The 25,067-nt window shown below is 35.6% G+C and carries 18 protein-coding genes; 12 read left to right on the forward strand and 6 right to left on the reverse strand.

Going from position 1 to position 25,067, the window contains the following annotated elements; genetic code table 11:
- Window positions 1-9: 9 nt before the first annotated feature.
- The gene (locus tag Q0787_RS17485; protein WP_298904299.1) at window positions 10-429 is read left to right on the forward strand and encodes an HXXEE domain-containing protein; all 420 of its coding nucleotides are present in this window, start codon (window positions 10-12) and stop codon (window positions 427-429) included.
- Here the strand turns inward: Q0787_RS17485 and rlmH are convergent.
- Window positions 395-868, reverse strand: a complete 474-nt coding sequence (gene rlmH / locus Q0787_RS17490; protein WP_298904301.1) for a 23S rRNA (pseudouridine(1915)-N(3))-methyltransferase RlmH — start codon at window positions 866-868, stop codon at window positions 395-397. The genes Q0787_RS17485 and rlmH overlap by 35 nt on opposite strands.
- 69 nt (window positions 869-937) lie before the next feature.
- Between rlmH and nadC the strand changes: the two genes are divergently transcribed.
- The 5 genes from nadC to priA are packed head-to-tail and all read left to right on the forward strand — an operon-like array spanning window position 938 to window position 6,414.
- The gene (nadC, locus tag Q0787_RS17495; RefSeq protein ID WP_298904302.1) at window positions 938-1,795 is read left to right on the forward strand and encodes a carboxylating nicotinate-nucleotide diphosphorylase; all 858 of its coding nucleotides are present in this window, start codon (window positions 938-940) and stop codon (window positions 1,793-1,795) included.
- Window positions 1,795-2,748 carry a YihY/virulence factor BrkB family protein gene (locus Q0787_RS17500; RefSeq protein ID WP_298904304.1) on the forward strand — a complete coding sequence of 318 codons (954 nt, stop codon included), beginning with the start codon at window positions 1,795-1,797 and terminating at the stop codon, window positions 2,746-2,748. Before nadC ends, Q0787_RS17500 begins: the two co-directional genes overlap by 1 nt.
- Window positions 2,735-3,169: a DUF2147 domain-containing protein gene (locus Q0787_RS17505; RefSeq protein WP_366915897.1), complete on the forward strand. Its 435-nt coding sequence runs from the start codon at window positions 2,735-2,737 to the stop codon at window positions 3,167-3,169. Before Q0787_RS17500 ends, Q0787_RS17505 begins: the two co-directional genes overlap by 14 nt.
- 7 nt (window positions 3,170-3,176) lie before the next feature.
- Window positions 3,177-3,959 (forward strand): hypothetical protein, encoded by a 783-nt coding sequence (locus Q0787_RS17510; protein ID WP_298904306.1) that lies wholly within the window; start codon window positions 3,177-3,179, stop codon window positions 3,957-3,959.
- 1 nt (window position 3,960) lies between these two features.
- Window positions 3,961-6,414: a primosomal protein N' gene (gene priA / locus Q0787_RS17515; RefSeq protein ID WP_298904332.1), complete on the forward strand. Its 2,454-nt coding sequence runs from the start codon at window positions 3,961-3,963 to the stop codon at window positions 6,412-6,414.
- 59 nt (window positions 6,415-6,473) lie between these two features.
- Here priA and Q0787_RS17520 read toward each other — a convergent pair whose 3' ends face one another.
- Window positions 6,474-7,169 (reverse strand): LytTR family DNA-binding domain-containing protein, encoded by a 696-nt coding sequence (locus Q0787_RS17520; RefSeq protein ID WP_230937136.1) that lies wholly within the window; start codon window positions 7,167-7,169, stop codon window positions 6,474-6,476.
- A gap of 200 nt (window positions 7,170-7,369) precedes the next feature.
- Between Q0787_RS17520 and rpsF the strand changes: the two genes are divergently transcribed.
- The 5 genes from rpsF to Q0787_RS17545 all read left to right on the forward strand — a co-directional run bounded on the left by rpsF (window position 7,370) and on the right by Q0787_RS17545 (window position 12,229).
- Complete coding sequence (rpsF, locus tag Q0787_RS17525) at window positions 7,370-7,708, forward strand: 30S ribosomal protein S6 (protein ID WP_298904308.1); 339 nt, start codon at window positions 7,370-7,372, stop codon at window positions 7,706-7,708.
- 2 nt (window positions 7,709-7,710) lie between these two features.
- Complete coding sequence (rpsR, locus tag Q0787_RS17530) at window positions 7,711-8,007, forward strand: 30S ribosomal protein S18 (protein ID WP_028873640.1); 297 nt, start codon at window positions 7,711-7,713, stop codon at window positions 8,005-8,007.
- A gap of 13 nt (window positions 8,008-8,020) precedes the next feature.
- Window positions 8,021-8,470 (forward strand): 50S ribosomal protein L9, encoded by a 450-nt coding sequence (gene rplI, locus Q0787_RS17535; RefSeq protein WP_298904310.1) that lies wholly within the window; start codon window positions 8,021-8,023, stop codon window positions 8,468-8,470.
- 102 nt (window positions 8,471-8,572) lie between these two features.
- Complete coding sequence (locus Q0787_RS17540; RefSeq protein WP_298904312.1) at window positions 8,573-11,692, forward strand: carboxypeptidase regulatory-like domain-containing protein; 3,120 nt, start codon at window positions 8,573-8,575, stop codon at window positions 11,690-11,692.
- A gap of 63 nt (window positions 11,693-11,755) precedes the next feature.
- Window positions 11,756-12,229 (forward strand): DUF6495 family protein, encoded by a 474-nt coding sequence (locus Q0787_RS17545; RefSeq protein WP_298904314.1) that lies wholly within the window; start codon window positions 11,756-11,758, stop codon window positions 12,227-12,229.
- A gap of 2 nt (window positions 12,230-12,231) precedes the next feature.
- On the opposite strand, the gene Q0787_RS17550 is transcribed toward Q0787_RS17545, so the two are convergent.
- Entirely contained in the window at window positions 12,232-13,137 is a 906-nt protein-coding gene (locus tag Q0787_RS17550; RefSeq protein ID WP_298904316.1) for a GyrI-like domain-containing protein, read from the reverse strand.
- A 191-nt stretch (window positions 13,138-13,328) separates the two neighbouring features.
- Complete coding sequence (locus Q0787_RS17555) at window positions 13,329-14,567, reverse strand: ABC transporter permease (protein ID WP_298904318.1); 1,239 nt, start codon at window positions 14,565-14,567, stop codon at window positions 13,329-13,331.
- A 157-nt stretch (window positions 14,568-14,724) separates the two neighbouring features.
- Between Q0787_RS17555 and hisS the strand changes: the two genes are divergently transcribed.
- Window positions 14,725-16,095 carry a histidine--tRNA ligase gene (gene hisS / locus Q0787_RS17560; RefSeq protein WP_298904320.1) on the forward strand — a complete coding sequence of 457 codons (1,371 nt, stop codon included), beginning with the start codon at window positions 14,725-14,727 and terminating at the stop codon, window positions 16,093-16,095.
- 86 nt (window positions 16,096-16,181) lie between these two features.
- Here the strand turns inward: hisS and Q0787_RS17565 are convergent, their stop codons facing one another.
- Window positions 16,182-22,454 (reverse strand): choice-of-anchor D domain-containing protein, encoded by a 6,273-nt coding sequence (locus Q0787_RS17565; RefSeq protein WP_298904322.1) that lies wholly within the window; start codon window positions 22,452-22,454, stop codon window positions 16,182-16,184.
- 249 nt (window positions 22,455-22,703) lie between these two features.
- On the reverse strand, window positions 22,704-25,067 hold a 2,364-nt coding region (locus Q0787_RS17570), incomplete at its 5' end, for a T9SS type A sorting domain-containing protein (RefSeq protein WP_298904324.1).

Genomic DNA, 25,067 nt, shown 5'->3' on the forward strand with positions numbered 1-25,067 from the left:
AATAATCTCATGCCTGAAAACATTGCAGATAGTAGAATTTCAAAAGTGTTCTTGCTTCTGGTTTGTTTTCAGGCTTTGCATTCTATAGAAGAATATATAGGTAAACTTTGGGAAAATTTCCCTCCTGCAACTTGGTTAACTGGTGTGGTATCAGATGATCATCATTTAGGGTTTTTAATCATCAATATTGGGTTATTTGTTGTAGGGCTAATAAGTTGGTACGTTCTGGTGAAGCCAAATCACAAATTAGCAAAATTTCCCATTATAGTTTGGATCTTAATAGAGTTAATGAACGGTGTTGGACATCCGCTTTGGAGCATCATGCAAGGCTCCTATACGCCTGGTGTTCTAACGGCACCTTTTCTGCTTATAACAGCTTTATATTTAATAAAACTTATCTATGATGATAGGGTTCGTTTTTCAAAATAGTAAAACCTCTGTACAACTGCTCGATAACAAATAATCGAATCATTTGGTGAGAGAATGTCATTTTAGACAATGCTACTTTTCCACGTGCTTTTTGATACACTTCAGACGAAAAACCGTAAGGTCCACCAATAACGAAAACCAATTGCTTAATACCAGAATTCATATGTTTTTGTAAATACTGGGAAAAGGCAACAGAATCAAACTGTTTCCCATTTTCATCAAGTAAAATAAGTACGTCAGATGTATTGATTTTATTCAATATAAGTTCGCCTTCTTTTTGTTTTTGCTGATCTTCGCTTAAATGCTTTGTCTTTTTGAGATCTGGTATGATTTCAAATTCAAACTTTACATAAAACCCTAAACGTTTTTGATAATCATCAATTAACGATTGTAAATCCCTATGGTCTGTTTTGCCTATAGCAAGAAGTTTAATTGTCATGTTTCAAAGTTAGACTTTTTTGAAATTTTTTAAGTTGCAATTGCTATTTTTACATGAAATATCTAAAACATGATTTCACAAGAACAATTTGATAAAGAAATAGAAGGCATCATAGCAAATGCGATTAGAGAAGATGTAGGTGACGGTGACCATAGTTCTTTGGCCTGTATTCCAGCTTCGGCACAAGGAAAAGCTAAGCTTTTGGTTAAAGATGATGGCATTATAGCAGGTGTTGAGTTTGCTAAACAAGTATTTGCTTATGTAGATGCAAACATGAAAGTAGAAATGCTAATACAAGACGGGAGTCAGGTGCGTTATGGAGATATTGTGTTTTATGTTGAAGGTGCGTCACAGTCTATATTAAAAGCAGAACGACTAGTACTTAACGCCATGCAACGTATGAGTGCAATTGCTACAAAGACAAAAAAGTTTGTAGACCTTTTGGAAGGAACTGGCACTAAAATTTTAGATACAAGAAAAACAACTCCGGGAATAAGAGCCCTCGAAAAATGGGCCGTAAAAATTGGGGGAGGAGAAAATCATCGATTTGCACTATATGATATGATAATGCTAAAAGATAATCACATTGACTTTGCAGGTGGTATAACAAAAGCCATTAATAAAACGAAGCATTATTTAAAAGAAACTAATCGTGATCTAAAAATTATTGTTGAAGCAAGAGATTTAAATGAAATTAAAGAAATTTTAGAAACAGAAGGCGTCTATCGTATTCTCATTGATAATTTCAATTATGAAGACACACGAACAGCTGTGAAATTAATTGGAGATCAATGTTTAACAGAATCTTCAGGAGGCATTAACGAAAAAACCGTTAGAAATTATGCCGAGTGTGGCGTAGATTATATTTCTTCGGGCGCATTGACACATTCGGTTTATAACATGGATTTAAGCCTGAAAGCTGTTTAATGTCAAAGCCTTTAAAAGAGATATTGAGCAATATTCCCATAGTAAATCACATTGTAGATATACTAAGAAAAATAAAGCTGCCCGCGCTTCAAGGACTAACATTATATGATTTACTAGAACTCTATGCGATAGGGATTTTTAAGGGAGCACTTACAGCAAGAGCAAGTGCAATTGCGTTTAGTTTTTTTACAGCTATTTTTCCCTTTTTATTGTTTGTACTTATCTTAATGCCTTATATACCCATTGAGGGCTTTCAAAATGAGTTTCAACAATTTTTAACCTCGTTTTTGCCACCACAAACATCAGATTTTTTCTTTTCTAATATCTTCGAAAATATTGAAAATACAGAGCGTGGTGGTTTATTGTCATCTGTTTTTATTGTGTCTATTTTACTAATGGCAAATGGCGTTAATGCCGTGTTTTCTGGATTTGAGAATTCGTATCATCAAGAACTCACTAGAAATATATTTAAACAATACCTCTATGCTCTTGGTGTGGCATTGATATTGGCCTTACTGGTCATTCTAACTGTTGCTTTTTTTGGATATTTCCAAATTTATGTCATTCAACCGTTATACGAGCAGTTCGATAGTCTTCAGTATCCAACCAATGATGCCAATGTGTTTTGGGTGGTGTTTGCAAAGTATTTGTTCTTTGTTTTTATGGTGTATATAGCCACTGCTACCTTGTATTACTTCGGAACGAAAGAAGGACGTACTTCAAAGTTTTTCTCAATTGGTGCTTTATTTACAACGCTATTAATCATATTAACATCCTATTTGTTTGGTATTTATATTGAAAACTTCTCACAGTACAATAAGCTCTATGGTTCTATTGGAGCTTTGTTAATTTTACTATTGTATTTATGGCTTAATGCTAATATATTGTTGTTGGGTTATGAACTAAATGCAACGATTAGACGTTTAAAAAAGAAAAGATATGATGAAGAATAATAAATATTACCTAGTTGTATTGATACTTTTGATGACTTTAACGGTATCTGCTCAAAGTGTACTCGGAAAATGGAAAACCGTTGATGACGAAACAGGAGAGGAGAAATCTATCGTTGAAATTTATAAGGAAAATGGGAAAATCTACGGAAAGATTATCGAAATTTTTGACCCCGAGAAACGAGATTTGCCATGCAAGTTTTGCAAAGGAGATGATTATAATAAACCTGTTCTGGGTTTAAAAATCATTAAGGATATGGTGAAATCTGGTAACGCTTATAAAAAAGGAACCATTACAAACCCCGAAGATGGAAAGACATATGAGTGCCGATTAAAACTTGATGGAGACAATAACGATCGACTTCAAGTTAGAGGTTATATCGCTTTTTTCTATAGAACGCAGTATTGGTTAAGGGTACAATAAGTATAATATGGCATTAGGTATTGTAATTGTTCTTTCTTTCGTCGTCGGTCTTGCCTTATTGCTTTATTTTCTTTTAGGTTTCGAAAAGAAGTCAGGAGACAAAGATCAAGAACAAATGCGTAGAAGTTTAGAAGAGGAGTATATTTTCCATCCCGAAACAAATGCTAAGATAAGTTTAGAACAAGCCGAATCTGGTGAATGGGATGTTAACGGCAACGAATTTTGGGAGCGATCTGAAGAGGACATTAGAAAATTTGCTTTTGAAGATCAAAAGATTATGGAGCGAGCGTTAAATTATCTTAGGTCAAGTAAACGGTTTTTAAAAGCCGAGCCTCTAAATGATGAGAGCATAGAGACCTTATATCAAACCAAAATACTCAACCAAACCGAAAATTGGATTTACAGTGATATATTTTATTTTGATTCTGGTTATGTGTTTGCGCCACATTTAAAAGGAGAGTACAAATTGGTAATGTGGCTAAGGATTGATGCCATAAACGGGCATTACTATTTCAGAGAGAAAACAAAAACCGAAGCCTTTTTTGATAAAATCAGAAATGATGATGATATAAGTCTAATCAATTACGAGTGCTATACCTTTAAGCGGTCTAATCAAATAACACGCGTTAAAGACCTTATGAGTAAGCTAAGTGGTTTTAATCACTTAGAGATAGAAATTATGGACAATAATCTATTTATTAAAACAGATCGGTTGATAAACAAAGAAGATGTCATTACCTTTGAAAAGATTTTATCAATCTTGTATAGAGACATCAAACCGTTCCACTGAGCTGAATTATTTTATCAACGTCATATTGCCAATTCCCCTTGCTAAGAGTTTTACCTATGCCATTACTCAGGCAGAAGCTAACTTTTTGCAGCCTGGTATTCGCGTGTCTGTTCCTTTCGGAAAAACAAAAATTTATACAGCACTGGTCATCGAGGTACATAATGATGCTCCTTTGACTTATGAAGCAAAAGAGATTCATCAAATTTTAGACGATACTCCTATTGTAACACAAGTGCAATTACAACATTGGAGGTGGATTTCAGAGTACTATATGTGCACATTGGGAGATGTCATGAGAGCCGCTTTACCAAGCGCTTTTATTTTGGAAAGCGAAACAGTTATTTCCAAGAATGATAAGACGATTATTAATGACGAAGATTTAAAAGATGATGAATTCGTTGTATATGAAGCCTTACACCATCAGTCGTCATTAAAGATTCAGGATTTGATGTCCATTCTAGATAAAAAGAATGTCTTGCCAGTTATTAAGCGATTGCTCGATAAAGATGCCATTTCAGTGCAAGAAGAAATATATGAGAAGTACAAACCCAAATTAGTACGTTATGCAAAATTAAATGCTTCCTTTTCTACGGAAATAGGATTGCAAGAATTGCTGTCCGATTTGAGTAGAGCACCAAAACAGAGAGATGTCATCATGACTTTGTTTTCTATTTCGGCGCAAACGAAAAAACCTGTTAAGGTATCTGATTTGATTTCTGAAAGCGGCGCATCATCTACCATAGTTAAAGCACTAATAGATAAAGAGATTCTGGAAGAATATCATATTCAAACAGATCGTGTTCAATATGAAGGTGGCACAAACGAAGATTCAAAACATTTAAACGCACATCAAGAAAATGCTTTAAATGAAATTATTGAATCTTTTGAAAATCAAAACATTACGCTTCTTCATGGCGTGACATCATCGGGAAAAACAGAGATCTATGTAAAGCTCATTGAAACCCAACTAGAAGCTAAAAAGCAAGTCTTGTATTTATTGCCAGAAATAGCTTTAACAACGCAATTAGTTGAGCGCCTTCAGTATTATTTTGGGGAAAAAGTAGCTGTATTTCATAGTAAGTATTCATCACATGAACGTGTTGAGGTTTGGAATAATGTATTGAGAAATGCTCCAACAGCACAAGTTATTTTAGGAGCACGTTCTTCAGTATTATTACCATTTAATAATTTGGGATTAATTATTGTTGATGAAGAACACGAATCATCATACAAACAATTTGATCCAGCGCCAAGATACCACGCTCGTGATACTGCTATTGTGTTGGCTAGTATCTTTAAGTGCAAAACTTTATTAGGTTCGGCTACACCTAGCTTAGAGAGTTATTTCAATGCAAAACAGGAGAAGTATGGGTTGGTGACATTGAACCATCGTTATAACGATGTGCTTATGCCAGATATTGAGTTGGTGGATATTAAGGACAAGCACAAACGTAAGCGCATGCAAGGTCATTTTAGCGATCGACTCATTGAAGAAATGACAGAGACCTTAAAAAATGGCCATCAAATTATCTTGTTTCAAAATAGGCGTGGATTTTCTCCAATTGTAGAATGTCATACCTGCGGTCATTCTCCTCAGTGTCCAAATTGTGATGTAAGTTTGACGTTTCATCAATATAAAAACCAACTACGTTGTCATTATTGTGGCTATAATACAGTAATGCCAAAAACATGTGATGCTTGTAGTAGCCACGAATTAGATAGTAAAGGGTTTGGAACCGAACAAGTAGAGCAGGAGGTAAAGCAACTATTTCCAGATTATCAAGTGGCGCGTATGGATTTGGATACAACACGCGGTAAATATGGTTATGAGAAAATTATAACGGCTTTAGAGCAAGGGCAAATAGATATTTTGGTTGGAACCCAGATGCTTACTAAAGGATTGGATTTTAGAAATGTAAAACTTGTAGGTATTATGAATGCCGACAATATGCTCAATTATCCAGACTTTAGAGCCCACGAACGTAGCTACCAATTAATGACGCAGGTATCCGGTAGAGCTGGGCGCACAGAAGAACGCGGGAAAGTATTGATACAAACATATAACCCGTATCATAATATATTGCAACAAGTGTCTACCAATAATTACTTGCAGATGTTTGAAGAGCAATTAGATGAGCGACATATCTATAAATATCCGCCAATTTATAGAATGATAAAAATTACGCTAAAACACAAAGATTATAATCGTGTTAATGTTGGAGCAGATTGGTATGCGAAATCACTACGAACCGTATTTAACCAAAATGTACTTGGCCCCGAGTTTCCTCCTGTGGCTAGAATTAGAAATCAATATTTAAAGCACATATTGGTAAAGATTCCACAGAAACAATCTTTGGGAAAAACAAAAGAAGCTATTATTAAAATTAATAACAGCTTCCTGAGTGTAAAAGATTTTAGGGCAATAAGAGTAATTTTAAATGTCGATAATTATTAAAAAGCTAATTAGTTAGGTTAGTTATAAGTTATATCTTCAAACTATTAGTCTTAGCGCCTTTAAATATTGTTAAGAGCGTCAACAAGTTGGGTTTTCTTGTTTCTACTTAAAGGAATCTCATAAGCACCAACTTCAACATTTTTACTGTTAAATCGATCAACCTTGTCTAGGTTTACAATATATGATTTATGGATTCTTAAGAATTTACCTTCTGGTAATTCGTGCTCGAAAGCTTTCATAGTAGATAAAACGACTAAGCTATTTTCTTCAGTAACTAGTTTAACATAGTCACCAAGAGCTTCAATCCATTTGATATCTTTAATGTAAACTTTTCTCTTTTTTAGATTACTTTTGACAAAGATGTGTTCGCCGTCAGTTTCATTGAAATCAAGCTTTAATTTATGTTGCTCTAGTGCTTTTTCCACAGATTGATTAAATCGTTCCCTAGTAATAGGTTTTTGAAGATAATCGGTGGCATCATAATTAAAAGCTTTAAATGCGTATTCAGTTTTACCTGTAACGAAAATAATTTGGGGTTTGTTGTTGAGTACATCGAGTAGCTCGAAACCATTAAGAACAGGCATCTCAATATCTAAGAAGATTAAATCTACTTTATGAGTATTAAGTCCATTCTTGGTCTCTAATGCGCTACTATATTCTGCAATAAGGTTAAGAGAGGAATGATTCTCTATTAACTTTACAATCGATAAACGTTGAATCGCAGAATCATCAACTACTACACAGTTTAAAGTCATAACATTATTTATATTTTAGGTTAAGATATCGACAATAGTACGAAAAATTCGGATAAAAACCAAAAAACATCGGTAAAGTGTGAATTTTAACATTATTTTAACATTATCGTGATACCCGAAATTTTATATACAAAAACGTTGCCAGAAATATAAATTATAGTTATTTTTGCACTCATTTTTAACACAATAAATAGATTTTTATGAATCATTATGAAACTGTTTTCATCTTAAATCCCGTTTTATCTGATGACCAGATAAAGGAAACAGTAAAGAAATATGAAGATTTTCTTGTTTCTAGAGGAGCGAAGATGGTAGCCAAAGAAGATTGGGGCTTAAAAAAATTAGCTTACCCAATCCAAAACAAAAAAAGTGGTTTTTATCACTTATTTGAGTACACTGTAGATGGAGAAGTAGTTAATCCATTAGAAGTAGAGTTTAGACGTGATGAGCGTTTTATGCGTTACTTAACAGTAAAATTAGACAAGCATGCGATTGCTTGGGCAGAAAAGAGAAGAAAAAGAGATAAACAAAAAGCGTAATTATGTCTTCAATAGAACAACAAGCAAAAGGAAAGAAAGACGGAGAAATTAGATATTTAACTCCGTTGAACATTGACACAAGCAAAACGAAGAAATATTGTCGTTTTAAGAAATCTGGAATCAAGTATGTAGATTACAAAGATGCAGATTGGCTATTAGGTTTTGTAAACGAGCAAGGTAAAATTTTACCAAGACGTTTAACAGGAACATCTTTAAAATACCAAAGAAAAGTATCTGTAGCTGTGAAAAGAGCGCGTCACTTAGCGTTAATGCCATACGTAGCAGATTTATTAAAATAAAATACCAATAACTATGGAACTTATATTAAAACAAGACGTTGAAAATTTAGGATTTAAAGACGATATTGTAACAGTTAAGAACGGTTATGGTAGAAACTTTTTAATTCCTCAAGGACAAGCAGTAATGGCAACGTCATCTGCAAGGAAAGTCCTAGAAGAAACTTTGAAGCAAAGAGCTTACAAAGAAAAATCAATTATTGATGCAGCAAATAAAACTGCAGAAGCTATTAAAGATTTAGAAATTAAAATTTCTTCTAAAGTAGGTACTGGAGATAAATTATTTGGATCTGTAAATAATATTGACTTAGCAAACGAATTACAAAAGACTGGACATGAGATAGATAAGAAGTTTATCTCGGTTGCTGGTGGAACTGTAAAACGTTTAGGAAAATACGAAGCTGTTGTAAGATTACACAGAGAAGTATCAGTAAATTTACCGTTTGAAGTAGTTGCTGAATCTTAGGTAGTTAACAACAAAGGTTAATAAATACAGAAGGCTGTTCATTTGAACAGCCTTTTTTTATTTAACTTTATGCTAATCTATATTAACCAAAAACTAAATCAAATGAAAAAACATCTCATTACAACTTTTATGTTGATGTTCATAACTATGGGCTTTGCTCAGGTTACAACATCTAATTTAAAAGGAGTCATTTTAGACGAAAGCGCCCAACCCTTACCTGGAGCTAACGTCGTTGCCGTTCATACTCCAACAGGTACAAAGTATGGGGCAGCCACAAACTTCGATGGTCGTTACAACATTATTAATATGAGGGTTGGTGGGCCTTATACCATTACGATATCTTATGTAGGATATAAAGAACAGGTGTTTAATGATGTGTTCTTAACATTAGGTAAAACCGAAAATATTGATTTGCAAATGACACCAGATAGCGAACAACTTGACGCTGTTGTCATAACGGGCTCTACTACTGGAACCTTTAGCACAGATAGAACTGGTGCTGAAACTTCTGTTGGTAGGCGTGAATTAACAAGGTTACCCACAATTACAAGATCTACAAACGATTTTACAAGGTTGGAGCCAACGGCCAGTGCTGGTTCATTCGGTGGACGTAATGACCAATTCAATAATTTCTCTTTAGATGGTGCTATTTTTAATAACCCTTTTGGTCTTGATGCTGCTCAACCAGGTGGTCAAACAGAATCTACACCAATATCTATAGACGCTATAGACCAAATTACGGTGAGCACAGCACCTTATGATGTTACACAAGCTGGTTTTACAGGTGCTTCTGTAAATGCGGTAACAAAGAGTGGAACCAACGAATTTCATGGTACTGTTTATGGCTTCTTTAGAAATGAAGACCTTACAGGTGGAACCGTTAGAGGAGAGGATGTAGTAAAACCGAAATTAGAACAAAATCAATACGGGTTTAGTATTGGTGGACCAATTGTAAAAAATAAACTGTTCTTCTTTGCTAATTTTGAAAAGGATGAGCGTACCGATTTAGGAAGTAACGGTTGGACACCAAACACAGGTAGTGGCGCTATTAATGAGTCGCGTGTATTGGAATCTGATCTTATTGCAGTTCAAAATGCACTATTAGATATAGGATATAATCCTGGAGCTTATCAAGGTTTTACTTACGCAGCCGAGTCTAATAAAGGAATTATTAAATTAGATTGGAATATAAATGATAATAACAGATTAGCTGTAATTTATAATTTCCTAAATGCATCAAAAGAAAAGCCTGCACACCCAACGGCCTTAGGATTTAGAGGTCCGAGTGCAAATACATTACAATTTGAAAATGCAGGTTATGAAATTAACAATAATATAAGATCTGTTCAGTTAGAGTTAAACTCTACATTTTCTGATGAAGTTTCAAACAAGTTTCAGTTTGGATTTACACATTTTGATGATTTTAGAGATCCATTATCTACTCCAGCACCTACCATTACTATTACACAAGATGGTTCTAATTATATTATTGCTGGACATGAACCGTTTTCTATTAATAATAGACTAGACCAAAAGGTGCTTCAGTTTTCAAACAATATGAACTATTTTAAAGGAGATCATACATATACGATAGGTTTTGCTTTTGAGAAATTTCAGTTTGACAACTCGTTTAATTTAGGCGTTTATGGAGCGCAAGGGGTGTTCTTTCCAACGACAACAATGGATGGCTTCCAAGACTTAGTAGACTCTGGACAGTTACAAGATCTGTACAACCAAGCTATTGCTGCGCATGCTTCTTTATCTTCAAATCCTGTTGGAGGTGTTGGAGGTTTCGCATTGGCAGAAACTAATGTGGGGCAAATGTCATTTTATATGCAGGATGAGTGGAATCTTACTGAAAAGTTTAAATTAACTTATGGTGTGCGTTTTGATAAACCTTTGTTTTTTGATAGTGCAGAAAAAGCTCAAGATGTGATTGATGTAGCTTGTTGTTATGCACCAGATATTCCATATGTCAACCCTAATACTGGCGAAACAGTATTTTTAGATAATACACAAATGCCAAATAGCGATTGGTTAATTTCTCCAAGAGTTGGATTTAACTATGATGTCAAAGGCGATCGATCATTACAACTTAGAGGTGGTTCTGGGTTATTCACAGGACGTTTCCCATTTGTATGGTTAGGTAACCAAATTGGAAATCCAAACGTTTTCTTTTACCAAGCTGTTGATCCAGATTATAAATTCCCACAAGTATGGAGAACTAATCTTGGTACAGATTATAGATTCGAAAATGGTTTAATATTAACAGGAGACGTGTCTTATACCAAAGATATTAATGGTGCTCATGTACAAAACTGGGGATTATTACCTCCTTCAGGAACTTTGGCAGGTGTTGATAATAGAGCCATCTATACATCTAACGATATTATTAACAATGCTTACGTTTTTACAAATTCGGATAAGGGTAGAATTTGGAACGCCTCTCTAAAGGCTCAGAAATCTTTCGATAATGGTTTGTACACTATGTTAGCTTATAGCTATTTAAATGCTAAGGATGTCAATTCAATTGAGGCCGAAATTACTGGAGATGCATTTGCATTTAATCCTGCTTTAGGAAACGTAAATGACGATGTGCTAAGTTACTCTAGATATGGCGATACACATAGATTTATTGGTGTTGCTAGTAAGAAATGGACTTATGGTAAAGATAAATGGTCAACAACGATTTCAACATTTTTTGAATATGCTCGTGGTGGTCGTTTTAACTACACCTATGGAGGTGACCTTAATGGAGATGGATCTAACTTAAATGACCTTTTGTATATACCAACTGCAAGTGAAATATCTCAAATGCAATTTTCTGGTGCTGGTCAAGCCGAGGCTTTTGAGGCTTATATTCAACAAGATGATTACTTAAGTGATCGAAGAGGTCAGTATGCAGAACGTTATGGCGCATTAGCACCTTGGAGAGGTCGTTGGGATCTTAAATTACTTCAGGATTTTAACTTTAAAGTGTCAGGAGACAAAGTGAATACGATTCAACTAAGTATTGATGTATTAAACGTTGGGAACTTAATTAATAGTGATTGGGGTGTTATTCAACAGCCTATAAGTGTACAACCATTAGGTGTTGTTGTTGATCCAGGTACAAATGTACCAACATATACATTTAATTCAGATTTACAAGAAACATTTAGCTACGATACGAGTTTAGCTTCAAGATGGCAAGCTCAATTTGGAGTACGATATATCTTCTAAATACTAGATAAATTCATTAAATTTGCGCTCTTAATTTTAAGAGCGCATTTTTTTTAATATCCTATGAAGTATTCAAGACTTACAAAAGAACAATTTGAAGAGTTACATCAAGAGTTCATCAATTTTCTAGCGACCCAATCTATAACAGCCGCTGAATGGACAGATATCAAAGCTAACAAGCCAGAAGTGGCAGAGCAGGAACTTGATGTTTTTAGTGATCTTATCTGGGAAGGTGTACTTTCAAAAGTGGTGTATTTAGAGCATATCTCACCACAGCAAATGCACTTATTTCATTGTACTGATAAACATATGCGTCTCATTGCACTTAAAGTAAAAAAAGAAGCTATAGACATTACAACAAATGAAGGTTATACTTGGTTTAGGGATAATCTCATGTCTGATGAGGTTGAGTTCTTTACAGCGAAAAAAGAGTATTCTGATGATAAAGGACAAGACAAATTTAAATTAATACAAGAGGGAGCAAATATCACCAAAGGACAGTTGTATCAGTATTTTGAAAATTTAGTGAGCAAGTAAGTCTAAGCTACAGGAATGTACATATCCACAATACATTTCTTTTCTGGATGCTCGTTAAAATCGTTATGATAGATTTCAAAAGGTGGTTCATTTCGTTTTTTATAACCATTGTCATTCATCCATTTAAATAAATACATCCAGGTTGTTGGAAAAGCATCAATACCAATGATATAATGGGCTTTAATATATAATCCACCATTCAATGTTGTCGAAATAATCTCACCACTAGGCTTTATTGGAGCCTCAACTAATAAGCAGGTACACATTCTAACCTTGTCTGGTGCTGTAATTTTGAAGCTGTCATAAAAAATAGTAGCCATCTTAAAATCTGGTGTACGCAATAAACCTTGCTGTCCAGCCCATTCTAACAAGCGATTAAAACTGGGGGCTATTTGCGTTTTTCCGATACAAGTAATTCCAGCCGTATGGATGTTTTTAATTGTTTTTACTTCAATGTTTGAGGTCATAACCGAGTCGTTGTTTTGATTGTTATGACAAACATAATCTTCAAATGTTGTAATAGGTTGCCCATTCTTGCTTTTCATTTGACTAATCTTGCTATATTTTCCTTTACTACTGCTTCGGAAATTGGACGGACTCACACCATAGAATTTTTTAAATGCTCTTGTAAAAGACGAATGACTTGTAAATCCATAGTGGGTTGATAATTCTGAAATGGTCAAATGTTCACGATGTAATAAATCGGCAGAGGCCTTTTCTACACGTTTTCTAGCAATGTAACTATTAAGAGTTTCACCAGTAAATACTTTAAAGATCCTATGAAAATGATATGGCGAATAATGGGCGATTTGCGAAATCTGATCTAACGATAAGTCACTTTCAAGATGATTTTCGATATAATGTAACGCTCTATTTATACTTTTTATATGATCTCGCGTTAGCGTCATTTAATGTTGTTCTATGTTAATAATATCTGGGTAATAAATATAAATAGTAATTATTAAACTAGCCCGAACATTGTTCTAATATTAAATTCCATAGACTAATAGATATAGAATAACCGAACCTATATATATTCAAAGATGATTAAAAATTATCAACTCTCATTTTCGTAAAAAGCATTCGATTATCTTAAGCGTTACTCATAACGCAATGACTCAACAGGATCGAGTTTAGCTGCTTTATTTGCAGGATAAGAGCCAGAAATCACTGCAACTACAAAAGTAATAATGCTCGCCCAAATCATAGCTCCCCAAGGGATTACGAATTTAAAGTCGACCGCAGCAGCAAAAATATAACCAATAAGAATACCTAAAAGAATACCTAAAAGCCCACCCAATTGCCCAATAATGATAGTCTCAATAAAAAATTGAAAAGCAATGGTACGACGTTTAGCACCTAATGATTTGCGCACACCAATTTCACGAGTACGTTCCGTAACAGAAACTAACATCATATTAAGAAGGGCTATTGTAGATCCAAAAATAGTAATCACACTAATCACCCAAGCAATTTTGCTCAATACAGATGTCATTTCACCAACGCGATTAATTAAGTCGTCGCTTTTTTCTATTCCAAAATTGTTCTCCTCCACAGGATTGAGTCCTCTAATGTTTCTGAATAATAAAATAGCTTCATCTTGAGCGCCCTCAAGCATATCCTTTTTTTCAGCCTTGATACTCAGACTATAATTAATATTTGGATTGGTAAAAATGGTACGTGCTTTTTGAAGTGGCATGAGCACACGTAAATCCTGATTGTTTCCAAATGTAGAGCCTTTCTCTTTTAAAACACCAATGACTTTAAATTTCGCGCCTCTAACGCTTATGGTTTTATTTATGGGATTAACATCTGCTAATAATGCTTTTTGAAGATCACTACCTATAACACAAACACTATTACTGTTCTCAACATCAAAATAATTTAGTGCACGACCTGTTTCAACTTCCAAACCAGAGTTTTGAATAAAGTGTTCATTCACACCATAAACTTGAACCTCAGGATCGGTTTTTTCATTTTCGTATTTTATTTCTGCTGTTCGCGTCCCTAAAAAGGCGATAGACGTTTTAGTATACGGAAACACATAATCTTCTTCAAACTCTTTAACTTGTCTGTAATTAATCACAGGGTTTATTTTTCGAGCCTCATTGCCACGTCGTTGCGTGTTAAACTCATAACGCTGAATATTAAAGGTATTGGCTCCCATTGAAGAAAAATCACTTGAGATGGTGTTTTCTAATGCCGAAACAGCACTTAAAATACCAACTAGGGCAGTAATACCAATGGCTATGATTAAAATGGTAAGAATAGTTCGTAGCAATTGACTTCGTATAGAATCAAATGCAATTCGGATATTTTCTCTAACTAATGAAAACATAGGATTACGTTAAAAAAGTTGGTTACGTTTTATAGTAAGACTACTAAACACCCATAAAGTTACTATAAAATTGAAATAACTTTCTAATCCATCTAAAATTTATAATATTTTTGTGACGAATAAGAATTTTAAATGATCCGATACTTCGGAAAGTAATATGGCACAAAAACCGAGCATCCCAAAAGGCACAAGAGATTTTAATCCACAAGACGTGGCCAAACGTAACTATATCTTTAGTACCATTCGTAGCGCGTTTGAAACTTTTGGATTTCAACCTATTGAAACGCCAAGTTTCGAAAACTCCAGTACCTTAATGGGGAAATATGGAGAGGAAGGTGATCGCTTGATTTTTAAGATTTTGAATAGTGGGGATTATTTGTCGAAAGTGGATAATAAATATTATTTAGACAAGAATTCAAGTATGCTCACACCATATATTTCAGAAAAGGCTTTGAGATACGATTTAACTGTTCCTTTTGCTAGATATGTCGTACAACACCAAAATGAGATTGACTTTCCGTTTAAACGTTATCAAATCCAGCCTGTTTGGAGAGCCGATAGGCCTCAAAAAGGACGTTTTAGAGAGTTTTATCAATGTGATGCCGATGTTGTAGGAAGTAATTCTTTATGGCAAGAGGTAGAGTTTGTGCAGTTATATGATGCGGTGTTTACAGCATTAGGTTTACATGGTGTGACAATTAAAATCAATAACCGTAAAATCTTATCTGGTATTGCCGAAGTTATTGGTGCTCAGGATAAGCTCATCGATTTTACCGTAGCTCTAGATAAACTCGATAAAATAGGAGAGGAGAAGGTTAAAGAAGAAATGTTGGGCAAAGGCATTCCACAATCAGGAATTGATAAGCTCCAACCATTGTTTTCTTTATCTGGAGATTTTGGTGCTCAAGTAACAGAACTAAAATCTATTTTGGAAACTTCCGAAGAGGGAAGACAAGGTATCGAAGAATTAGAATTTATCAATAAGGGTATCGAAGCTCTAGGTCTAAAAACAGCAACACTTCAGTTAGATGTCACCTTAGCTCGTGGTCTTAATTATTATACAGGTGCTATTTTTGAAGTTGCTGCTCCAGAAGGTGTGAAGATGGGATCGATAGGTGGAGGAGGTCGTTATGATGACTTAACTGGTATATTCGGACTTAAAGATATGAGTGGTGTTGGTATTAGTTTTGGTTTAGACCGCATTGCCCTGGTTTTAGAACAGCTTAATTTATTTCCTGAAACCATTACCAATACAGTGAAAGTGATGTTTATAAATTTTGGAGAAGCAGAAGGTATGGCGAGTATGAAGGCGATTAAAGTGCTACGCGAAAACGACATAAGTGCCGAGTTGTTTCCAGATAAAAAGAAAACAGTTAAGCAATTTAATTATGCCAACAAACGCAACATTCCTTTTGTGGTATTAGTAGGAGAATCTGAACTAGCAGATAATACTTATACTTTAAAGAATATGGCTTCTAGCGCACAGGAAACCATAACACTAGACACACTCATTTCTGCATTAAAATAAATAAGTTAATTAGATAAAAAAAAAGCCTCAATCCGAAAGGAGAGAGGCCGTTTTTAAGTTAAGATCACGGTAGATTTGGGTCTATTTTATTTCACCAAAACTTTCTTCGATAACAAACCGCTTAAAGTATTTATCTTAATGATGTAAGTTCCAGTGCTCAGGTTCTTAACTTCGTATTCAGAATAGTCCAGTTCTGAAATATTTTCAATTGTCGTAATATTTTGTCCTATGATGTTAAATAATTGAATGGACTTCACATCAATAAAATTAGGATTCAATAGTACAATGCTTTCTGTGTCATTGCTATAGAAAACATCTAATGTTTTCAATTCGTCATCATCAACACTTAACGAATCACCTTCGCTAAAGGTTAATTTAAACCTATTTAAATATTCACCTGCAGGAAGGAAGAATTGGAAATCACCTTCACGTAGGTTATGGTATGTACCATCTTCAGTGTCATGAATAAAAATATCAATATCGTCTGGTACATTTTCAAGATCATCAATTGTAATCGTATTTAGACCATCGTCACTCACTTTTATACCTAAAGGATATATCGTGTTTTCTTCGGCCAAGTTACTACCTTGAATGATGTATTTTTCATCATCAATCATCCAGAATAAATCATCCATTTGATTGTCATAGATTTTGGCATCAAATGCCCAATCAAATCCCATTGTAGTTGCACCATCAATAGTTAATAGTAACTGTCTATGAATAGTATTTACAGAGTTGAATCCAATTCTAAATTTCATACGATCATCAATATCTTCCGTACCAGCTCCTGCAACACTATTATTAGAATTTGAATTTCTAACAAATACAGACGTTCCAGTAGATTCTTTTCTATAGACACGTTGACCGTTATTAAAGTTAATTGTACCCGTACTTTCTCCAACTACAAAGAATCCTTGACTTACTGGGATATAACGTGCAGGAAGTTTGGTAGGAGTTCCACCTGTAGCAACATCTGGATCGTTAGTTCCTAAAGAAGGGGCTCCAACACCACCAGAGAAATTATAGGTTGCATATCCACCCTGATATTCAGAAAGTATATGAGATCCTCCTCCCCAATGTTCCCAGAAATATAGTGTACCACTTATTAATGGATCTGCACCAGCACCAGTAATGTTTGGTCCATTATCTGTTATAAACTGATTCGCGTCAATTGCAGAAGCATAAGGATTTCCAACTAAATAATCGTTACCCGCATTTAAGGTTAAATTCACGTCACCATTATTTGGTTTTCCAAGGAACACATAGTTTTGTTGATCCACTATAGTACCAGATCCAGGTCCTTTCATTGTGAAACCTTCACCAGCTAAAAGCGTACCGTTACGTCTTACATGCTGCCATGCTGAGTAATCATCATCTAACTGATTGGCAAATTTCCAAATCCAGTAATCTGCAATGCTTATGATAGCACCATCAGATCCATCATATCCAGAGTTAACAAAGTTAATTGGGTTAACACCATCAAACATAACATCTGTAACGGTATAAGCGTTGTTGTTTGTAGTACCATTGATTTCTCCAACAGGAGTAGACCAGTAGTTATAAGTATATAAATCGGCTGTACCTTGTTGATCTTTTTCTAGAGAACCTGTTGAGGTTGGATCTAAATCACTACCAACGGTTTGAACAAGTTGAGACTGACCTTCTAAATCAATTTTCCCATCAAGTTTTAAATAGTGAGATACAGTTAAACCATTTCCTGCAGCAGAATCTGCGTTATCACCATCAACTGTTAATTCACCAGCATCTACATATAAACCTAATACTTGACGATCTCTTCCAAGAACGATTTCAGTGTCAATAGTTACGTTGTGGCCTATTCTTACAATATTCCAGTCAATTGGTGTTGTTCCATCCACTACTGATAATTCGTTAGGTAATGATTGAACCGTATTATTTAACCAAGTGGCTTCTGTAGTCCAATCACCATTTCCTTGAGATTCATATGGTAATGGAGCTGTTTGTCTGTCTACAGTATCTAAGTTTCGTAATGCACCTTGATTTCCATTACCTGAAGCATCCTCAGTATTTGTATAGGTATATACAGACATTGGATAGTAACCAGCTAAATCAGACCAAGGAATGGTTGCTACATCGTTTTTCGTAATCGTAGTTGGTAATTCTTTACCAGCTACAAATGCTGCATTATCTTCAATTTCTTGATTCATGATGAAACGTAATTGATCTACAGTAAGTTCTGTATCCCAAACACGTACTTCGTCAATATTTCCTCTAAAGTGTTGTGTTGGTGTGTTTTTACCAGCGGCTGCAATATAGAACGACTCATCTGTATCTATTGGAGCTGTTCTATTTGCTTGATTATCAAGCACACCGTCAATATATAAAAATAGTCTGGTGCCATTATAGATGGCTGCAACATGATGCCATTCATCGTCAGGAATAGCGGCTCCTGTTGTTAGGGTTTGATTAGAACCGTTTTTCCAGAACATTTGTATTCTGTTATCGTTTAATATTCTAAAGTCATAACCTGTTGAGAATGCTGCATCCCTTTTAGATATAATTGATTTTGTTCCACTATCACCTGCATCTCTTTTTATCCAAGCTGAAATTGTAAATTCAGTAGTGTTAAGGTCTAGCGCATCTTCCATATCTACATAGTCAACCAAACCATCAAAATATACTGAACGCTCAACAATAACTTGAGGTGCATATCCAAAGGTGATGAATTTCGTATTGTCAAAATCGTATTCTGTTTCAAGATTACCATTACCATCAGGAGTCATAATTCTATAATCTGCCGTAGGATCAAAAACTCCTGTATTTGAGATGAACATATAGTAACTTCCTGGAGGTGTAATATTTCTAATAGCATCTTGAGGCAGTCTTACTTTTACAGTTGGGATATCACCTCCCGTTTCAACAACTTTCCAAACACGTTGCATTGCTGTAAATGAAACATCAGTAGTTAGGGCAGGAGAAATACCTGCACTCATATTTACAGTAATCATTGATGCAGCTAAGTTGAGGTCGGCTCCATTATTTCCCCATACGAGGTATTCTTTATCATCAAATGTTGTGGCATTAGACACAATATTATCTCTATTGGTGTCGTAAATTTCGGTTAATCCCATTGTGAGAACACCTTCAATTCTTCCAGTTCCATCTGCGGCATCATTAACACTTCTAGATTGTTTCTGATTTAATTCTGAAATATCATCTCTACCAATACCAGCAATATCATAGTTGAAACCAGCATTTGCAGACTGATCCCAAATAACACTACCATCACTATTTACATAATCTTGAGATGTACCATTAACACCTAATGTGATACCATATTTAACGGCTAAGTAGGATTGTATTCTGTTGCGTTCTTGAGTTAAATCTCCATCTGCTCTTCTTGAGTCATAAGTGATAACTTCCGCAATTCTACCATCAAAGCTACCATTCCAGTACTGACTTCTACCTAACCAGTAACGACCATTATTAATCATTTTGTATAGAGGTAAATCATTAGTTTCGTTACCAACTTGATTGGCGTTGAAATATAATTCCATGTCAGTATCTCCTGCATTTTGTCTTACGTTGATAATATGAATTTGATTATAGTCTGTACCTGAGTTTGTATCTGCTCTACCATAACCCTGTTCTGTTGGATTAGATGGTGTTTCGCTGGTTGTTGATATACAGTAAGAAAGTCTTTCGTTTTCAAATCTTGCCGTATAGCCACCATATCCAAATCCTGTAACATCTTCAGTAAAGGTGTTACCAGCTGGATCAGAACTGGTAAACGTATCTAAAGGAATCATGGTTGTAGTAATGGTAGGGTCAGGCATTATTACCACAAAGAAATCGTTGGTATTGAAACCACCCGTACCTTTTAGTTCGTCTCGACTTCCATCATTAATGACATAGGTCATATCTCTATTGGCTGTCGTATTATCGTTTTCGAAATCAATTACAGGGTTAAAGTTGAAATTTCTTGCAACACTATTTCTATAAACAGGTTCTTGTCCTGTAACCACAGTTTCTGCATTGTTTCCTTTTCCATTATCTGCCCAAAGGCTAACTAATGAACCATCTGAAGCATATGTTGTACCATCAACCTGATCTGCTTTTAACCATAGATCTAGGTTAGAAGTTATACCTCCTGGAGCTACGGTTGGTGTGCAATAGGATACTCCTGTAATTTCAATGTCATCTAAATTGACATGGTCATTATCTGCACTGGCATCACAACGCACTCTAAATTGAGAATTGTTACCAACAGGGAATGTGTAATCTGTACTCATTAGAGTTACTGTTTTACTGTACCCTATATTGCCCGAAGATTCAAAATCTGCATCTTTATTGGCTACGATACCACTTACAAATGTGGCTACTATCGTCCAGTTTGTTCCACCATCGCTACTGTATTCTACGAAGAAATCTTCTCCGGTTTCCATACTGTTGGGTTTAAAGAAGAATTTAAAATCTACTTTATTGTAATTTGAAAAATCAAATAATGGAGAAATAACTGAAGAGGCAGAACCTGTAGCATCGTCATCTCTAATTTGTAAACAGTATGCTCCTCCGTAGGCCCAAGTTGTACTATTGAATCTTGTAGCATCTACACCTCCAGACGTCCATCCATCATATCCGCTTTCAAAATCTGCACTGTGTATGGCATAGGTTCCACAAGGAGGTGGTATGAAACCAGTACCTTGTATACTAAAGTTATATGGGTTTTCATCGCTATCGTTGTTACCAATAGATACTGTAGCTGTTCTCGTTCCAACAGCACTTGGATCAAAAGTAATGGCAAAAGTTGTAGTTCCGCTTGCTGCAATTGAATTTGAAGGAATTGTAGTCACCGTAAAATCTGCAGCATTCGTTCCGCCAATAGTAACATATGGGGAAGCCCCAGATAAGGTTAAGTTAGCAGTTCCTGTATTTTCTATTGTAAAGGTATTGACGTTTGTTCCACCAGCGATATCAACAGTTCCGAAGTCAGTATCATCTAAACTTGAAGGAGAGGCATCGCCATCAGTAATGGAGTTTGAATTTCCTTGAATGTCGATTTCTGGTGCAGGTGTGAAACCTGTTCCCTGAATATTAAAATTATATGGGTTTTCGTTCGAATCACCATTAACGATACTTACGTTAGCAGTTCTTAGACCATCTGCACTTGGATTGAATGTAATATCTAGAGTTGTACTGCCTGAAGCAGCTACAGATGAAGCAGGAGCAGAGCTTATTGAAAAATCTGCTGCATTTGTTCCACTTATCGTAACACTTCCAACTGATAGGGAAGTTGTACCTATATTTTGAATTGTAAATGTATTTACGTTTGTACCTGCTGCTGTGTTAACAGAACCGAAATCGGTATCGTCAGAAACATCGGGAGTAACATCTCCATCAACTATACTTACTGCATTACCTAGTACATCTATTTCTGGACCAGATATTACTGTAGTTGTTAATGATATGTCATCAATCGCCATATCACTTCTGTAATCATTCGTAGTTAGACCCCTAAAACGAATCATAACTGTCTGTCCTACATAACTCGTTAAATCCAAATTAACTAAATTCCATGCTTGACCATGACTTGTTTGAACTTGTCCCGTTTGAGACCATAATGTTGTTGGATAACTAAGACCACTGTTGGTACTTAGTTCAACGTATAAACTTCCCATTCCAGAACCATACATGTGATAATAAAAAGAGAATTGTGCTGTACCTGCCGCAGTTAAATCAAAGCAAGGACTTTCTAAGTTATGTGTGTCATTATAATTAGGGTTACTTCCTTCTGTAAAGTAGTAGTAAGTTCCGCCATTAGCGCCACTTGGTCCTGTACTATTTGATGGTGTTCCACCAGACCTATAATCCCAGTCATTGGTATCACCCGTATCCTGAGTCCATAAACCTAATCCAGATTCAAACCCTTCATTATAAGGAAAACCAGATACCGTTGAGGAACAAGTACCTGAACATCCTCCTGAAACGTTAAAAAAGACTGGGGCTGCACCACCAGATGTAGCGGCATCTCCATTTTGATTAATAACTACTGAACCACCTGAAGTTATAGTAATATTATCTGCTCCATCCCAACCATCATTGGAAGTATCATACATTATCATATAGTAGTTATTCAAATCTGCTAAACATCCTAATGATACCGTTGTTGAATAGCTATTATTAACTCCTCCAGTAAACCCGTTGTCTATTGTGCTTATTAATACACCACTAGGATTGTATATCTCAACCCTATTTTCGGAAGAGTAGGCTGGCCAATTAACGGATACTTCAACATATGAAGTTTGTGAAAAAGTAAAATTCGAAAACAAAAGCATACAACATACCATTGCATACCTTCTAAGCGTAGTAGAAATTTTCATAAGCGGTTAAATTTTAGTTTGGGACTAATAAATTTATGATACAAATCTATTGTTAAACTCTATGAAATGCAAATTTAATCGATGAAATGCATCAATAATTTTTTAATTACTGATTATCAGTTAGTTGTAAACATCTCTTTTTTTGTTTTTATTTAAAATTGAAGGTTTTGTTACTGCCTGTAGTTTAGTTGGTTACAAAAAAAAAGGCCGAATTATTTAATTCGGCCTTTTTTTAATTAAGCTATTGTTTTAATATTTAATTAGCTTTTTAGTTACAATGATACCATTAACTCTACTCGATATTTTAATGAAGTAAGGAGCTTCTTCAAGTCTATCAAGGTCATTAATAGTTATAGAGCCATCAATACTTGATTTTGTTTTCTTGTAAACAACTCTACCATTTAAATCGTAGATGTTAATTTCAAACGCATTCCCATTTAAACTTAAAGGCAAGCTAATAGTAATCGTCGTATTAAACGGGTTAGGTTTAATTGTAACATCTCTACTATTTAAATCTTCAGTATCTAATGTGTTATCATCCATACCATCACAATCTTCATCTATTCCATTATCTGGTATTTCTATAGCTCCAGGATAGATTTGATCATTAGTGTCATCACAGTCTGTATTGTCTAAAACATATCCTACAGGTTGTGTACAATCAATAACTGAGTTGTCTGCATCACCGAAACCATCATTGTCAGTATCAGCATAGTATATAATGCCTGTTCCGTTATCAGTTACATTCCACGAACAAGTCGTATTATTAAACGTTGCAGTCTCATAACATTCTGTTGCTGGTTCTGCTGGCTGTGATCCAGTTACATCCCACGAACAGGTCGTATTATTAAATGTTGCCGTTTCATAACATTCTGTAGCAGGTTCTGCTGGTTGTGATCCAGTTACATCCCACGAACAAGTCGTATTATTAAACGTTGCAGTCTCATAACATTCCGTTGCAGGTTCTGCTGGTTGACTACCAGTTACATCCCATGAACACGTTGTATTATTAAACGTTGCCGTTTCATAACATTCCGTTGCAGGTTCTGCAGGCTGACTACCAGTTACATCCCATGAACACGTTGTATTGTTAAACGTTGCAGTCTCATAACATTCTGTTGCAGGTTCTGCTGGTTGTGATCCAGTGACATCCCAAGAACACGTCGTATTGTTAAAGGTTGCAGTCTCATAACATTCTGTTGCAGGTTCTGCAGGCTGACTACCAGTTACATCCCATGAACACGTCGTGTTATTAAATGTTGCCGTTTCATAACATTCCGTTGCAGGTTCCGCTGGCTGACTACCAGTTACATCCCATGAACACGTTGTATTATTAAAGGTTGCAGTCTCATAACATTCTGTTGCAGGTTCTGCTGGTTGTGATCCAGTGACATCCCACGAACACGTTGTGTTGTTAAACGTTGCAGTTTCATAACATTCAGTTGCAGGTTCTGCAGGCTGATTACCAGTAACATCCCATGAACACGTCGTATTATTAAACGTTGCCGTTTCATAACATTCAGTTGCAGGTTCTGCAGGCTGATTACCAGTAACATCCCATGAACACGTCGTATTATTAAACGTTGCAGTCTCATAACATTCTGTTGCAGGTTCTGCTGGTTGTGATCCAGTGACATCCCACGAACACGTTGTGTTGTTAAACGTTGCAGTTTCATAACATTCAGTTGCAGGTTCTGCAGGCTGATTACCAGTAACATCCCATGAACACGTCGTATTATTAAACGTTGCCGTTTCATAACATTCCGTTGCTGGTTCTGCTGGTTGCGTACCAGTTACATCCCATGAACACGTTGTATTGTTAAATGTTGCCGTTTCATAACATTCCGTTGCAGGTTCTGCAGGCTGACTACCAGTTACATCCCATGAACACGTCGTATTATTAAACGTTGCCGTTTCATAACATTCAGTTGCAGGTTCTGCAGGCTGATTACCAGTAACATCCCATGAACACGTCGTATTATTAAACGTTGCAGTCTCATAACATTCCGTTGCAGGTTCTGCAGGCTGACTACCAGTTACATCCCACGAGCAAGTTGTATTATTAAAGGTTGCTGTTTCATAACATTCTGTTGCAGGTTCTGCAGGTTGCGTACCAGTGACATCCCACGAACAAGTCGTATTATTAAAGGTTGCTGTTTCATAACATTCTGTTGCTGGTTCTGCTGGTTGACTACCAGTAACATCCCACGAGCAAGTCGTATTGTTAAAGGTTGCCGTTTCATAACATTCAGTTGCAGGTTCTGCTGGTTGTGATCCGGTCACATCCCATGAACACGTTGTGTTATTAAACGTTGCAGTCTCATAACATTCTGTTGCAGGTTCTGCTGGTTGTGATCCAGTTATATCCCATGAACACGTTGTGTTATTAAATGTTGCCGTTTCATAACATTCTGTTGCAGGTTCTGCAGGTTGCGTACCAGTTACATCCCACGAACACGTCGTATTATTAAACGTTGCAGTCTCATAACATTCCGTTGCAGGTTCTGCAGGCTGACTACCAGTTACATCCCACGAGCAAGTCGTATTATTAAATGTTGCAGTCTCATAACATTCAGTTGCAGGTTCTGCTGGTTGTGATCCGGTCACATCCCA

This window comes from uncultured Psychroserpens sp. (genome assembly GCF_947492715.1).
In the GTDB taxonomy this organism is placed as follows: Bacteria; Bacteroidota; Bacteroidia; order Flavobacteriales; family Flavobacteriaceae; genus Psychroserpens.